This window comes from Acinetobacter sp. WC-141 (assembly GCF_000313935.1).
Lineage (GTDB): Bacteria > Pseudomonadota > Gammaproteobacteria > Pseudomonadales > Moraxellaceae > Acinetobacter.
Genome location: NZ_AMSS01000088.1, coordinates 201127 through 216215, shown reverse-complemented (window position 1 = coordinate 216215; position 15089 = coordinate 201127). Strand labels below are relative to the sequence as shown.

The following is a 15089-nucleotide window of genomic DNA, read 5'->3' as shown; positions in this document are numbered from 1 at the left end:
AAAATTTTTACCTGCACAGTAAATTAGGTTGTATCTAATGAGAATCTCTTTTTTGAAAGCTAGAAAGAAGGGCGGAGCACTTTTTTATTTTTTATAATTCAGATAATGCCCATTGTATTAAATAGAAGAATTTATGATTCTAAATGAATATGTAAAAAATATAATTTTCCCTTATTTTCCCAAAAAAACTGATAATTGGGGCCACCTTCATCAGGACTATTCGGAACAATTTTAGAACAACCTAAGATTTCATAACTATTTGTAGTATTTTCAAAATTTAAAGTACATAAGTATTCTTTCAAGAATTTGGCACCTAAGCTCTCTGGAGACTCCTTTAAAATCATATCTAATTGATTTATTAGACCATTGGTTTGTATTACTAATTCTTGGATAGATATTTCTTTAAATTCTGTATTAACAATCCATTCTCTAAATGAATAGTCTCCCCTTGTTTCTTGATTAAGAATACATGCAAGTAACTCATTAATATTGTCTATGTAATAAAACAAATCCAAGCAAAAAAATTGAATATAGCTTGCTTGTTCAGTATGAATATACAAATGTAAGAGATCATCTCCATAGTAAATAGGATTTTTTACTTCTGTTATCTTACTTATTTGAACATCTAATTTTTTCATATTGAATAATTTAGATTATTTAAAAATAAACATAATACACCTAGTACGTAATCTTTACAGCTGAATAAAACAACCTTCCAAGCCAATTATCTCCTCCTTTATAAACCCTCATTTAACAATAACTCACTCATTATTTATCCTTACTTTTTAATGATCTAATTTAAAACAAATACCATTTTGTGTGCTTGACTGCAAAAGGGTTGGGCACTATTCTTTGCCTGCTGGCCTACATTGCCAGCCGGTTTTAGCAGACCGTGCTCAAGTACATTGAAAAACTTCGTTTTTTTAATGTAGACCCGTTCGTCTCCCTTTTGTTGCGGTAGGACGGAAGGGGGACACCTTCGGGTGTGCTGGGTCTTGAGCCAGTCTGCTAACCCCCTTTCGTTCTGCCACCATAATTTAATGTCTGGCAGAACTCCCAATAAAAAAGGAGTTGGCTTTGTACATCCATTATTTCTTGGCAGCCTTTGCCAAAAGCTATAACGACACAACTTAAAAATTTAAAGCAGCTTGATAGCCAAAAGGTTCTCAGGCTTTAAGTCATTACTGCTCAAAAAATTTGTATCAACAATAAAACTTGAGATGTGCCAAGCACAGTCTTTACGGCTTTGCTGTGCCTTTTTTTCTCCCAAAAAAGTATCTCTTTTAGAAACAACAAGAATTTATAACGGTAAAAATATGCCAAATTTAGTTCTCTCTTCACGTGCTATACAAGCCGTTAATATATCAATTCATTTATTTCACCAGCACGGGTTCCATACGGTTGGGGTCAATAGAATTATTAAAGAGTGTGAAATGCCAAAAGCGACTTTTTATAATTACTTTCACTCTAAAGAGCGGTTGATTGATATCTGCTTAACCGTGCAAAAAGAGCGTTTAAAACAAAAAGTAATTTCCATTACTGAGCACATGCACTACACAAGCGCGGTTGATAAACTCAAAGCGTTTTATTACTTACATACAAATTTAGAGGGGCTTTACTATTTATTATTTAAAGCCATTTTTGAAACGAAACTAGGCTATCCAAAAGCCTATCAAACCGCGGTTAGATATAGAACGTGGCTCATCAATGAAATTTATAGTCAGCTCATAAAGCTAAATACCGATGCTTCGTTTCATGACGCCAAACTATTTTTATATATGATTGAAGGGACAATTATTCAGCTTTTAAGCTCAGATCGGGCAGAGCAAAGAGAGACGTCGTTAGATTGTTTTTTGAATCAGTTTATATCGACGTAGTGTGCATGCCTCTATGGTTTTTATAGGTTTCTCAAAGCCTGTTTTAAAAAAGAGAATGGGCTTTTTTATTATTAAAAATCGATATTTTATTCAATTCGATGCACTCTTTAAATTCGAGCAGAACACTCATAAGTTCTACGCTCATCTTATTTGTGGCAGTAAAACAGAATGAACGCTTCTAATTTTAAAGGTTGAAATATAATCAAAAAATACTTTTTTATTCTACATACACAACTCATATGAGGTAGAATTTTTGGCCTTTTCTTTGTTATTCAAATGTATTTTGGATAATGACATCATCGTAAGGAAGTTTGCCCACACGTGGGTAAGGCTGAGATGCCGACTTACCCACTGCAATCATTAAACACACCACATGATCTTCAGGTAAGTTAATGAGCTTCGCCATCGCATCAAAGTCAAAACCGTCCATTGGGCAACTGTCTAAACCATGCTCTTGAGCAAGCAGCATTAAGGTTTGAGCAAAAATGCCCGCACTACGCATAACTTCGTCACGTTGGGTTTGTGGGCGGTCACGGTAATATTGGTCAATCGCGCCTACCATAATATTTTGAACTTCCGGAGAAGCGCCATCCCACACACGTTTAGCATCGGTTTCCCACGAGCTTACTTTTGCGCATAACACAATCAGTAAAGAAGCTTCGGTAACTTGTGGTTGGTCCCATGCAATGGTACGAATTTTTTGTCTTAACTCAGCATCTTCAATAATGACTGGACGCCAGTGCTGCAAATTAAATGCACTTGGTGCATTGGCTAAAACTTCTTGTAATAACTGTTGTTTATTTTCTTCAGAAATTTGAAACGAAGGGTCGAAGCGTTTAACTGCACGACGTTTCTGAATGGCATCAATAACGTTCATAAGACATTCCTATTTGTTGGTTTAACCGTTTTAAAGATAACGAAGTAATGTTTAGTGTTGTTTCAGATTAAACTGAATTAATCTGGCAATATCAATTGTTCTCTCGCGAATGAGTTCTGATGCATGTTCGCAGGCGTGTTCTAATGTGATGGGGCCATTTGTCAGTGAAAAAGCAGCCGTAACGCCGTTTTCATAAAGCGCTTGGTAGCCTTCACCTAAAGTTCCTGCAATCACAATAACAGGTATATTTTGCATTTTCGCGACTCGGCTCACACCAAAAACTGTTTTGCCATTTAAAGTCTGTCGGTCAAATTTTCCTTCACCTGTAATCACCCAGTCGGCGTTAGCGATTTTACTGGCAAGCTGATTGAGTTCAGCCACAACTTCAACTCCAGCCTTAAACTCTGCATTTAAATAACTTTTGGCTGCAAAGCCTAAACCTCCCGCAGCGCCAGAGCCTGCTTCATCTCGTTTATCGAAACCTAAAAGCTCCGCAGAGACATCGGCAAAATGGGCAAGGGCTTGGTCAAGTAATTGTACTTGAGCAGGGGAAGCACCTTTTTGTGGACCAAAAATATGCGATGCCCCGTTTGGACCGCAGAGTGGATTGGTGACATCGGCAGCCAATAAAAAACGTGTTTGCTGAATACGCGGGTCGAAATGTGTTAAATCAATTTTTGACAATCTTTGTAACGCGAGGCCGCCATCGGGTAAAACCTGTTGGTTCGAGTCTAATAACAATGCACCTAGCGCACGGAGTAGTCCAGTGCCTCCATCATTGGTTGCACTGCCACCCACAGTTAAAATAATGTCTTTTGCACCTGCGTCTAACGCCTCTAAAATAAGCTGGCCTGTTCCAAATGTTGTGCTTTGGCAGGCATCACGTTCTGAGGGTGGAACTAACTGTATGCCGCTGGCTTGAGCCATTTCAATCATGGCGATTTTTTGTTTTTCTAACCATCCCCATTTTGCTTGAACAGGCTGCCCTAGTGGTCCAATTACGCTTTTTTCACGCCATTGACCTTCGCAGACTTCTAACACGGCTTCAATTGTACCTTCACCACCGTCTGCCATTGGGCATATAAGCGTTTCAGCCTCTGGAAAAACTTCATGCCATCCTTGAGCAATTGCTTGAGCGACGCCCAAAGCCGATAGGCTATCTTTAAAAGAGTCTGGTGCAATCACAACCTTCATAAGTTCTCTAAATCTGTTTTTTCCAATTAATTTATACTGCTTAAACCCATAAAAACCTACTTAAAATGACGTAAATTTTAGTTCGCAACCTCATTTCCATTTTTAAAAAATATAAAGTGAATTATGTTTTTATCTGTAAAAAACAGATCTTTGTGTTTTTAGAGTATTGTTATTATTGAATTTAATTAATTTTTTGGTTTTGGCTGAATGATTGTAATTATAAAAAATATGGCACATATTATAAGAAGAGTTGAGGCTGCTTCTAAATATCATGGATAAGATAAAAGTGGACTTTTACTTAATTAAGATAAGCAGCAGAAAGCATAGATATAACCATAATTATTTATGAATTTATTGCACCTGCTGAAAGTGTAAAAAGAAATAAGAGGATGACAAAGTGGATAATTCTGAAGAACAAAAGCACATACAAGAAAATAACGGCTTTGCACGAATTGAACCCTATACTCATCCTGCTGGCGGATGGGGTGCGCTTCTGAGTGTTGCCCGAAACTTAAAACGACAAGATATTTTAAAAAAAGGTTCAATTACCTTACTCAATATTAACCAGCCTACGGGGTTCGACTGTCCAGGCTGTGCATGGCCTGAAAAGAAAAATGCTCATGCGTTTAACTTCTGTGAAAACGGTGCAAAAGCTGTCGCATTTGAAGCGACCAGTAAAACAGTGACTCCTGAATATTTTGCCAACCACACAGTCAGTTGGTTGTCTGAACAAAGTGATTTTTTTCTTGAAGATTTAGGCCGCTTAACCGACCCAGTTCGCTACGATGCAGCAACTGATAAATATGTCGCAATTTCATGGGATGAAGCATTTCAGATTATTGCCAAACATTTACATGCGCTAGACCATCCAGACCAAGCGGCATTTTATACTTCGGGCCGTGCGAGTAACGAAGCTGCATTTTTATATCAACTGTTTGTGCGAAGCTTCGGTACAAATAACTTTCCAGACTGTTCGAACATGTGTCATGAAACCACAAGTGTTGGGTTGCTTGACTCGATTGGTTTAGGAAAGGGCACAGTTACGCTAGAAGATTTTGATTTAGCCGATGCAATTTTCAGTTTTGGGCATAATCCGGGAACCAACCATCCACGTATGTTAGGTACTTTAAGAGAAGTGTCTAAACGTGGCGGTAACATTATTGCGATTAATCCGATTAAAGAACGGGGTTTAGAGCGTTTCCAAGACCCACAAGCACCACTTGAAATGATGACTAACGGCAGTACCCCAATTAGTCGTTATTATTTCCAGCCTAAAATTGGTGGTGACTATGCACTGATGTTAGGGATGTTAAAGCACTTAAATGAGTGGGATAAAAATGCCCTTGCTTCAGGTAAACCAAGTGTTTTTGACCGAAATTTCATTGCAGTCAATACAATCGGTTTTGATGAGATGATTGCTGAGGTTGAAAAAACAGAGTGGGCAGATATTTATAAACACTCAGGTCTATCACCTGAACATCTAGAAAAATTAGCCAAACTGTTTTTAGAGTCTGAGCGCTCAATCTTTTGTTGGGGGATGGGTATTACCCAACATCGTCACGGAACAGCCAATGTTCACATGTTAGCGAATTTGTTGTTGGCACGTGGGCAAATTGGCAGACCAGGTGCTGGTCTATGTCCGGTTCGTGGGCACAGTAATGTGCAAGGTGACCGAACCATGGGCATTAATGAACTTCCTAGCCCTAAATTACTCGACAACATTGACCGTGTGTTCGGTATTAAATCGCCAAGAAAAAATGGTTTTGGGGTCGTAGAAACCATTAAAGCCATGGCTGAGGGTGAGGTCAAAGTCTTTATTGGTTTAGGTGGAAACTTTGCAGTTGCAACTCCCGATACGCCGTATACGCAAGAAGCGCTCAGAAAATGTAATTTAACTGTTCATGTGGCAACTAAGTTAAATCGAAGCCATTTGGTGTGTGGTAAAGAGGCACTCATTTTGCCTTGTTTAGGGCGTACCGAAATTGATGAGCAGCTTCATGGTCCGCAGGCCATTTCAGTCGAAGATTCGATGAGTAATATTCATTTGTCGGCTGGGCGTAATACTCCAATTTCTGAAAATATTTTATCTGAACCAGACATTGTGGCAAGAATGGCTGAAGCAGTGCTTCCAGACAGCCAGATTAAATGGAAATGGTACATTGAAAGTTATGATCGTATTCGTGACTCAATTGCTGAAGTGTTTGATGAGTTCCATGATTTTAATTTACGTGTTTATAACCCAGGTGGTTTCCATCTAGAGCATCCAGCCAATCAGCACATCTGGAACACAAAAAGTGGTAAAGCCCAGTTTATGATTACACCACTGAATGAAGTCTATGGCGATAAAGAAAATCAATATGCTGCTGCCTATACCCAGAGCAAAGTTTATACCTTAATGACCACTCGTTCTCACGATCAGTACAACACCACGCTCTATGGTCTTGATGACCGTTACCGCGGTGTCTTTGGGCAGCGCCGTGTCTTGTTTATGAGTCAGGCTGATATTGATGAAGCTGGCTTTGAGGCAAATCAATGGGTCGATATCGAAAGCGTTTTCTCTGATGGTGTTAAACGTATTGTGCATAGTTTCCGTATTGTGCCGTACAACATTCCACGTGGCAGCTTAGCCGCTTACTATCCGGAAACCAATCCTTTGGTGGCGTTAAGTAGTCATGATAAATACGCCAAAATTCCGGCTTCAAAAAGTGTTCCTGTGATTTTGCATCCCGGCAATGCGCCAGAGCACTTCAACTTGGCAACAGCAGTTGACCCTGAAGATGCGGATAGAAAAGTAAGCAACCTTTAAATCAACAGCGATACCAAAAATTTAACTCAAACCCATGGCGCTATTAATGGCGCCATTCCAAGATAAAGGAAATTATTTTGACACCTTCTTATGGGGTTGAAACATTACAAGTACAGCGGTTTAAGAAAACCGAATCTGAAAGTGTTTTAGATAATATTGTTCAAGAATATCCAATTGCTTTGGTATATAACGGTATTTCCCATGCTGTAATGATGGCAACACCGACCGATGTGAATTTGTTTGCTAAAGGTTTTAGTTTGTCGGAAGGCATTTTGACGAGCTTAAAAGAGCTATATGCTCTTGATGTACATCAAAATGAATTGGGTATTACGGTTGAGATGACCATTTCATCTAGAGCATTTGCCGCATTAAAAGAACATCGTCGAATGATGGTGGGTCGTACAGGTTGTGGTTTATGTGGCATTGAAAGTTTAGAGCAGTTTCAGCTCGATATTCCTAAAATTACAACCGAGCCTTCTAAAGAATGGCTCAAGCAAATTCCAATCGCGATTTCTCATTTAAAAGATCAGCAAAAAATTACAGCCTTAACTGGCGGAGCGCATGCAGCAGCTTGGGTGATTCAAGGCAAAATCATAGCTTTATTTGAAGATGTCGGTCGCCACAATGCCTTAGACAAATTGTTGGGTTATTTAGCTCAAGAAAACTATGACACCAGTTCGGGTTTTGTGGTCATGACCAGTCGGGCAAGCTATGAACTAATTCGTAAATGTGCTCAGCTCAATATTGGTTTATTGGCCTCTATTTCTGCCCCAACCAGCATGGCAATTCGACTCGCAAAAACTTCTGGCTTAACTTTGGCAAGTTTTTGTCGTGGAGATGATTTTGTTTTATATACCTAAGCAAGACGCGTACAAAGGATTAATTAGGTAAGCTCAAGTGAAAAGAAGGCTCAAAAATAATCGAGATATACATTTCTATTTTGCCTAATTTTAAGTTAAACATGAGCTTTATACATTATGATCAGATTTTTGTAGGTCAGAGTGTGGGCCAATGACTTGGTTACAGTCTCTAAAAGATTGGGCAAAACGCCTAAAAAAACAAATTATTATGCTTTGGTTTGCATCAAAGCATCCTCAAATGCCGTTATTGCCGAAAGTTTTAGCGGTAATTGCTGTTGCTTATGCTTTTAGTCCAATTGATTTAATTCCAGATTTTATCCCTATTTTAGGTTTTGTTGATGACGCTTTAATTTTGCCAATCCTCATCTGGTTAGCTGTACGCTTTACGCCTAAGCAAGTCATGTTAGAGGCAGAACAACAAGCTGAAGAGTGGCTAGAACAGCAGGAACGTCGACCTCAAAATTATTTGGTCGCTGTGCTGATTATTCTAGTTTGGATAACTTTGGCGGTCATGGCTTATTTCTATTTTGGCGGTGGATTGTAGTTCGCAACTTATCAAAATGTAGAATCGTGAATTTAAAGGCATTAACATTGTGCTTTGCTACAACTCAAAGGATAATAATGTTTTTATAAGCTATGGGTTGCAGACAATGAAAATCGTCGCAGATGAAAATTTGGCATTTACCGACTACTTTTTTTCTGAGTTTGGCGATATTCAACACCATGCGGGACGCACCTTAACTCATGCAGATGTAAAAGATGCAGAAGCATTATTGGTCCGCTCGGTAACCGCAGTGAATGCAAGCTTAATTGAAAATACTGCATTAAAATATGTGGGTAGCGCGACAATCGGCACCGACCATTTAGATATCGCGGCTTTAGAAAAACAAGGAATTACATGGGCAAATGCCGCAGGTTGTAACGCACAGGCAGTTGCTGAATATGTCATTACTGCTTTGCTGCATTTAGACATCACCTTTTTAGAGCAACAAGAAAAATTTACCCTAGGCATTGTGGGGCTTGGAAACGTCGGTAAACGTTTGGCCTATATGGCGCAGTTACTTGGCTGGAATGTGATTGGCTTTGACCCATTTGTTCAGTTAGATTCAATTAAAAATGTGAGTTTAGAAACTCTGTTGCAACAAGCCAACGCAGTTTCAATTCATGTGCCACTTACCAAAAATGGTGAGCATGCGACATATCATTTATTTGATGAAAAAGCGTTTGCAGCACTTCAACCTAATACAATTTTAATTAATAGTGCGCGTGGTCCAGTCGTTAAAGAATCTGCTTTAATCGAAGATATTCAACGTACCCAGCGTAAAGTTGTGCTCGATGTATTTGAACATGAACCAGTCATCTCAAAAGAGCTTATCGATATGTTGGCTTTGGCAACACCGCATATTGCAGGTTATAGCCTCGAAGGGAAGGCCCGCGGTACGCAAATGATTTATGAAGCATTCTGCCAAAAGTTCGGATTCGACATCAATAAGCGTTTCGAGTCCCAATTGCCTGCATGTGACGACTATTTTTCAGGAAATAATTTAAAAGCAGTTTTAAAGCAAAAATTAACTCAAATTTATGATATTGCTCAAGATGACGCCAACATACGTGCCTGCATTAAAGAGGGCAAAGTAGAGCAAAAAGCATTTGATTTATTGCGTAAGAATTATCCGCTGCGCCGTGAGTGGGCAGCGCATGGAGGGCCGCAGGCATGAATTTAAGTTATCAACCAACTTGTTCAATTGATGCCTTAAAAGCGCGTGCCAAGCTCTATAGCCAGATTCGTCAGTTTTTTGCTGAACGTGATGTCATGGAAGTCGAAACACCAATTGTTTCACAAGCAGGTGTCACCGATGTGCATTTAGCTTCGGTTCAGGCTTTACGTCATATTAATGGTAAATTGCAGACTCAATATTTACAGACTTCTCCAGAGTTTGCCATGAAGCGTTTGTTGGCGAGTGGCAGTGGGCCGATTTACCAAATCTGTAAGGTTTTTCGAGATGATGAACACGGGCGTAAACACAATAGTGAATTTACCATGCTCGAATGGTACCGTCCGGGTCTAGACTTAAAAGCATTAATGCATGAAACCGCCGATTTATTGCAGACTTGTTTGCAGCATCGTTTTGGTGAAGTTCGTCCGTTTATTTTAAGTTATAAGCATGCCTTTCAAGATCGTCTCGATATTAATCCGTTGCAAGCAACATTGAAGCAACTCAAAGATACGGCAAATCGTGTGGGGTTAAACCTTGATTTAGGCGATGACCGTTTAGCTTATATGGATTTGTTATTTTCTCATTTTGTGGAGCCAAGTTTAGGGTTTGATGCGCCTGTCTTTTTAACTGACTTTCCACCAGAAATGGCCTCTTTGGCAAAAGTGAAAGTGGATGAAGATGGGGAAGAGGTAGCAGCACGTTTTGAGGTTTATATTGAAGGTTTAGAGCTCGCAAATGCCTACGATGAATTGCTCGATGCAGAGGTGTTACGTTCACGCTTTGAAGCGGACAATGCAGAGCGGGCTAAGCAAGGCCTTCATGTCATGCCTTTAGATGAACACTTGTTAGCAGCGTTGCCTCATATGCCAGAATGTTCAGGAATTGCTTTAGGGGTAGATCGGTTACTCATGGTTGCAATGGATCAGGTTAAAATTGAAAAAGTCATTACATTCCCAGCTGAAATTGCTTAAAAAATGACAAATAAAAAAGCCACAATATTGTGGCTTTTTTATTGAGGATTTATTTAGCTTAAGCTTGTTGAATACCTGCAACAACCCAGTCTTGCTGAGAGCCAGCAGGCTTAACAAAGTGCCAAATTTCAGTAAATGGTTGTGGCAAGCTGTTTAAGTCTTCACTTACAGTACCTGTGAAGCGTACGCTTACAACGTATTGACCATTTTCAGTTGCACTGTCTACAACCATCGCATTCAGATTGCTAAATTCAGCAACGTCTTGATCTTGGTTTTCCATGATGTCGTTATACATAGAACTATAAAGTTCTGGTGTTAAGTAACGGCGAATTTCTTCGATATTACTTGCAGTATTCATCGACTGGATGTGATTAAAACGTTGACGTGCAATACGCAAGAACGCAGCAGGTTCGCTACCATCAGGAAGTTGATTACCATTGCTCGTTGTTGCACCACCAAAAGGCGCTTGGGTTGCTGCACCGCCACCCACAGATTGACCAAAGATATTTGTATTATCTCCAGCATTGCGTGGAGCAGCTTGTGGGGCAGCAGAACGGCCAAATGGGTTTTGACCGTTATTATTTGGTGCGTAAGGATTGTTACCTGCTAATTTTTTTTTTGCGCCCAATTTGCGAAACACAAAAAAGGCTAAAGCTGCTGCAAGTAATACCCAAATCCAGCCAGGAATTCCGCCTTTTTTCTCTTCTTGGGCTTGAGCAGCTTGTTCATTTCCAGCTTGAGTCGCTTGATGTTCAGTTGATGTTGATTTGTCATCAGCTAAAGCATTTGCTGCAACAGCACCTACGGCAGCACCAGCTACACCAGCTGCAACCATTGAACCAACACCTGGACCTGATCGTTGAGGTGCAGTAGCAGGTTGTTGAGCAGGAGTCACTTGACGAGGTTGTTGATAAGACTGGCTTGAAGTAGTTGAGCGTGCCATACCGTGGCTTTTACCACCACCTGCACGTTTAGCTTCAGCAAGAGGCGAAATTGCTAAAGCAGCCATTAAAATACCGGTAATCAAGCCACGCTGGTGTACTTCCATAGGAAATTCCTGTCTAAAGTTAAATTGTAATAGTATTTATGAAGGTATTTACGCTAAATTTCAACCATAAAAGTATGTTTTTTTATGTCAATTCATCACTAAGTTGCATTGCTTCTGTCAATGCTTCATGCAGGCGGGCAACCGCAATGACTTGTACGCCTGGAATTGCTTTTTGCGGCGCATTACCTCTTGGTAAAATGACATATTTAAAGCCATGTTTTGCAGCTTCTTTTAAACGCTCTTGACCATTTGGTACAGGACGAATTTCACCAGAAAGGCCAACTTCTCCAAAAACTGCAAGCTGTTGGGGCAAAGCTTTAGTTCGTAAACTTGAAGCGCATGCAAGTAAAACGGCTAAGTCAGAACCTGTTTCAGTAATCTTTAAGCCACCCACAATATTCACATAGACGTCTTGACCAGTGGTTTGAACACCGCCGTGACGATGCATGACAGCAAGAAGCATATTTAAACGGTTTTGTTCAAGACCTAATGCGACGCGACGAGGTTGCCCTTGAGCATCATCAACTAAAGCTTGTACTTCAACTAAAAGCGGACGAGTCCCTTCACGGCTAATCATGACAATTGAACCGGGGATTGCCTCATCATAACGACTCAAGAAAATGGCAGAAGGGTTGGCAACTTCGCGTAAACCTTTATCTGTCATGCCAAATACGCCAAGCTCATTGACTGCACCAAAACGGTTTTTAACTGCACGAATCATTCGGTAGCGAGAGTCAGATTGGCCTTCAAAGTAAAGTACGCAATCCACCATGTGTTCTAAAACACGTGGACCTGCCAATGCACCTTCTTTGGTCACGTGACCAACAATGAAGAGTGCAGTGCCACTATTTTTTGCATAACGAGTTAATAAAGCAGCAGATTCACGAATTTGTGAAACACCGCCCGGAGCAGACTGAAGTGTTTCTGTATAAAGTGTCTGAATCGAGTCTAAGATAGCCACGACAGGTTTTTCTTGTTCTAAAACTTCGCAAATTCGTTCAACACAGGTTTCTGCCATGACTTTTAACTGGTCAGTAGGCAAGTCAAGACGTTGAGCACGAAGCGCAACCTGAGATAAAGATTCTTCACCGGTAATATAAAGTGCAGAGCTTTTTGCACTTGCCATATAAGTTGCGGTTTGCAAAAGAATGGTCGATTTACCAATGCCGGGGTCACCACCAATCAATACAACTGAACCCGTGACTAAGCCACCGCCAAGTACGCGATCAAATTCGCTAATACCTGTCTGTAAGCGGGTTTCATGGGAAAAAGTAACTTTATTGAGCGTTGTAATATTGGCAACTTGGCCTGCATAGCCCCCAACTTTGGGACGTGCGCGGTGAGCAGTGGTAGGTTCAAGTTTGACTTCAGTCAAAGAATTCCATTCACCACACTCTGAACATTGACCTGCCCATTTAAGGTGGTCAGCACCACATTGTTCGCAACGGTAAACAGTTTTGACTTTGCTCATATTCGACTTCAGTTAAAAACTTCTTAATTAATAGTAGAAACGGAGTATAACAAAACCAAAATAGAGAATCAGTTTTGAAGTGGAATACATTTTGCTTAATTTAAAACAACGAAAATATCAGGTCATTGTCATGTGTTAGTTAATTTAAAAGATTAAGGTCGAGCAGGGGTGTTTTTAATAAACAGATGAAGGACTGAAATGAAATTAAATATTAGAAAAACGGTCAATTGAGTCGTCTTTTTAATTTAAAAATCAGACAAGTTCAAGTCATGTTTTTAGACCGTAAAGTGCGTTGTATTGCTATGGGCTTGTGCGTATTATCAGATTTAATTGTATGTAGCTTGAAATCATCAGCAATACAGATAAAAATCGGTTAGCTGAAAAATTATCAAAAAATATACATTTAAAAGATACCTGCAAATGGTGCGATATCGTCTTTTTGATTTTAGCTAACGGACTAAAAAAAATTACTGGAGTGTATTGATAAGATGTCGAATCAAAATCTGAATGAGCCTCATGAACAAGGTGAGCTCCATCGTAGCCTTTCAAATCGGCATTTACAGCTGATCGCGATTGGCGGTGCAATTGGTACGGGATTGTTTATGGGATCGGGCAAAACGATTAGTCTTGCTGGCCCCTCAATCTTATTCATTTACCTAATCATTGGTGTGATGGTGTTTTTTGTCATGCGTGCGCTTGGCGAACTACTTCTTTCAAATCTTGCCTATAAATCATTTATTGATTTCACCACAGATTTAATTGGTCCATGGGCAGGATATTTTGTAGGCTGGACCTATTGGCTGTGTTGGATCACCATTGGTATTGCCGATCTTTCTGCAATTATTTATTACCTGCAATTCTTCAATAATGGTCTACCTTTTTCGCCTGTCGAAGGTGCCATGATTAGTGTGGCAGCCATTGTATTCATTATGGGCTTGAACTTGTTAACAGTTCGCCTATTTGGTGAGTTGGAGTTTTGGTTTGCGCTTATCAAAATCCTGGCAATTGTCATTTTAATTGCTGTGGGTTTATGGATGATCTTTACAGGCTTTACCTCGACTACTGGTGAAGTGGCATCCTTTACTCATTTGTGGGCAAATGGTGGTTTCTTCCCGACGGGTGTGCATGGCTTCTTGGCAGGCTTCCAGATTGCAATTTTTGCTTTCGTGGGTGTAGAGCTTGTTGGAACAACGGCTGCGGAAACTAAAGATCCTGAACGTAATTTGCCTAAAGCCATTAACTCAATTCCAATTCGTATTATTATTTTCTATGTGTTCGCATTGATTATTGTAATGTCAGTAACACCATGGAATAAAATTGATCCAGCGATCAGCCCATTTGTAAACTTGTTTAGTCAAGCAGGTGTTGCTGCCGCAGCAATCTTAATGAACCTAGTGGTGTTGTCATCAGTGATGTCATCAATGAACAGTGGCGTGTTTTCAACAAGTCGTATGTTATTTGGTTTATCACGTGAGGATCAGGGACCAAAAGCTTTTGGTAAACTTAACCGACGTGCAGTACCTGCAAATGCATTGTATTTCTCTGCTGCGTGTTTATTGTTAGGTGCAGCATTACAGTATTTCGTACCGAATACCGTTGAGGCATTTACGCTTGCAACCACACTTTCAACGATTCTATTCATTTGCGTGTGGTTACTCATTATCTGGAGTTATATCCGTTACTACACTACACGTCCTGAGTTGCATGCAAAATCAACATTTAAATTGCCGGGCGGCCTATTTACATGTTGGATCACGATTATTTTCTTTATTGGTATGATTTACGTGTTGTCTTTAGAGCCAGATACGTTTAAAGCGCTTAAAGTCAGTCCAATTTGGTTTGTTATCTTGATTATTGGTTATTTCTTCTTCTATAAACCACGCAATAAAAAATAATTAAACTTATTTGGTTATGACTAAACGCCGGCTGAAAAGCTGGCGTTTTTTATGCATATTGTTTTTCTCTTTAAGTTTACTCTTTAGCCGCTTGCATGATCACGGTATACTGCATCGAATTGTTTAAATCAGGTGCTCAGATGCGTCGTGTCATTTGCCTCATCAGTTTATTGAGCAGCAGTGTTTTGCTTAGTGCTTGTGGTCAGTCAGGAGTATTACAACTACCTTCTGATCCAAATTATGACAAACGTGCAAAATACTTGCTCTATCGTAATAAAGAACCAAAACAAGTTGTGCAAAACGATGAAAAGGCTGAACAGTCAGCCGAATCTTCAACAGCTCCAACCCAAACAACATCACCTTAAGCTTTGA

At 39.9% G+C, this 15089-nt stretch carries 13 protein-coding genes; 8 read left to right on the top strand and 5 right to left on the bottom strand.

Annotated features, from left to right (window positions below; translation table 11 throughout):
* Positions 1 to 131: 131 nt before the first annotated feature.
* On the bottom strand, positions 132 to 638 hold the full coding sequence (locus tag ACINWC141_RS20600) for a hypothetical protein (RefSeq protein ID WP_227617001.1): 507 nt from the start codon (positions 636 to 638) through the stop codon (positions 132 to 134).
* Between the two features lie 678 nt (positions 639 to 1316).
* Between ACINWC141_RS20600 and ACINWC141_RS18235 the strand changes: the two genes are divergently transcribed.
* Positions 1317 to 1877: a TetR/AcrR family transcriptional regulator gene (locus ACINWC141_RS18235; RefSeq protein WP_034679114.1), complete on the top strand. Its 561-nt coding sequence runs from the start codon at positions 1317 to 1319 to the stop codon at positions 1875 to 1877.
* Between the two features lie 268 nt (positions 1878 to 2145).
* Here the strand turns inward: ACINWC141_RS18235 and ACINWC141_RS18230 are convergent, their stop codons facing one another.
* Positions 2146 to 2754, bottom strand: a complete 609-nt coding sequence (locus ACINWC141_RS18230; RefSeq protein WP_009393677.1) for a nitroreductase family protein — start codon at positions 2752 to 2754, stop codon at positions 2146 to 2148.
* Positions 2755 to 2805: 51 nt separating this feature from the next.
* Positions 2806 to 3948, bottom strand: coding sequence for a glycerate kinase (locus ACINWC141_RS18225; protein ID WP_009393621.1), 1143 nt, complete (start codon positions 3946 to 3948; stop codon positions 2806 to 2808).
* 397 nt (positions 3949 to 4345) lie between these two features.
* Between ACINWC141_RS18225 and ACINWC141_RS18220 the strand changes: the two genes are divergently transcribed.
* The 5 genes from ACINWC141_RS18220 (at position 4346) to epmA (ending at position 10303) form a co-directional block, all read left to right on the top strand.
* On the top strand, positions 4346 to 6754 hold the full coding sequence (locus ACINWC141_RS18220) for an FdhF/YdeP family oxidoreductase (protein ID WP_009393418.1): 2409 nt from the start codon (positions 4346 to 4348) through the stop codon (positions 6752 to 6754).
* A 77-nt stretch (positions 6755 to 6831) separates the two neighbouring features.
* A complete protein-coding gene (gene fdhD / locus ACINWC141_RS18215; protein ID WP_009393685.1) occupies positions 6832 to 7614 on the top strand; it encodes a formate dehydrogenase accessory sulfurtransferase FdhD in 783 nt (260 codons plus the stop codon).
* 151 nt (positions 7615 to 7765) lie between these two features.
* Positions 7766 to 8158: a YkvA family protein gene (locus ACINWC141_RS18210; RefSeq protein ID WP_009393458.1), complete on the top strand. Its 393-nt coding sequence runs from the start codon at positions 7766 to 7768 to the stop codon at positions 8156 to 8158.
* Positions 8159 to 8264: 106 nt separating this feature from the next.
* A complete protein-coding gene (locus ACINWC141_RS18205; RefSeq protein ID WP_009393657.1) occupies positions 8265 to 9332 on the top strand; it encodes a 4-phosphoerythronate dehydrogenase in 1068 nt (355 codons plus the stop codon).
* Positions 9329 to 10303: an EF-P lysine aminoacylase EpmA gene (gene epmA, locus ACINWC141_RS18200; protein ID WP_009393502.1), complete on the top strand. Its 975-nt coding sequence runs from the start codon at positions 9329 to 9331 to the stop codon at positions 10301 to 10303. The genes ACINWC141_RS18205 and epmA overlap by 4 nt, the downstream gene beginning before the upstream one ends.
* Positions 10304 to 10361: 58 nt before the next feature.
* On the opposite strand, the gene ACINWC141_RS18195 is transcribed toward epmA, so the two are convergent.
* Positions 10362 to 11351: a Tim44 domain-containing protein gene (locus ACINWC141_RS18195; RefSeq protein ID WP_009393436.1), complete on the bottom strand. Its 990-nt coding sequence runs from the start codon at positions 11349 to 11351 to the stop codon at positions 10362 to 10364.
* 82 nt (positions 11352 to 11433) lie between these two features.
* Positions 11434 to 12822, bottom strand: a complete 1389-nt coding sequence (radA, locus tag ACINWC141_RS18190) for a DNA repair protein RadA (protein WP_009393526.1) — start codon at positions 12820 to 12822, stop codon at positions 11434 to 11436.
* A gap of 488 nt (positions 12823 to 13310) precedes the next feature.
* Between radA and ACINWC141_RS18185 the strand changes: the two genes are divergently transcribed.
* Positions 13311 to 14717: an amino acid permease gene (locus tag ACINWC141_RS18185; RefSeq protein ID WP_009393603.1), complete on the top strand. Its 1407-nt coding sequence runs from the start codon at positions 13311 to 13313 to the stop codon at positions 14715 to 14717.
* A gap of 140 nt (positions 14718 to 14857) precedes the next feature.
* Positions 14858 to 15082, top strand: coding sequence for an LPS translocon maturation chaperone LptM (gene lptM, locus ACINWC141_RS18180; RefSeq protein ID WP_005038802.1), 225 nt, complete (start codon positions 14858 to 14860; stop codon positions 15080 to 15082).
* Positions 15083 to 15089 lie beyond the last annotated feature (7 nt).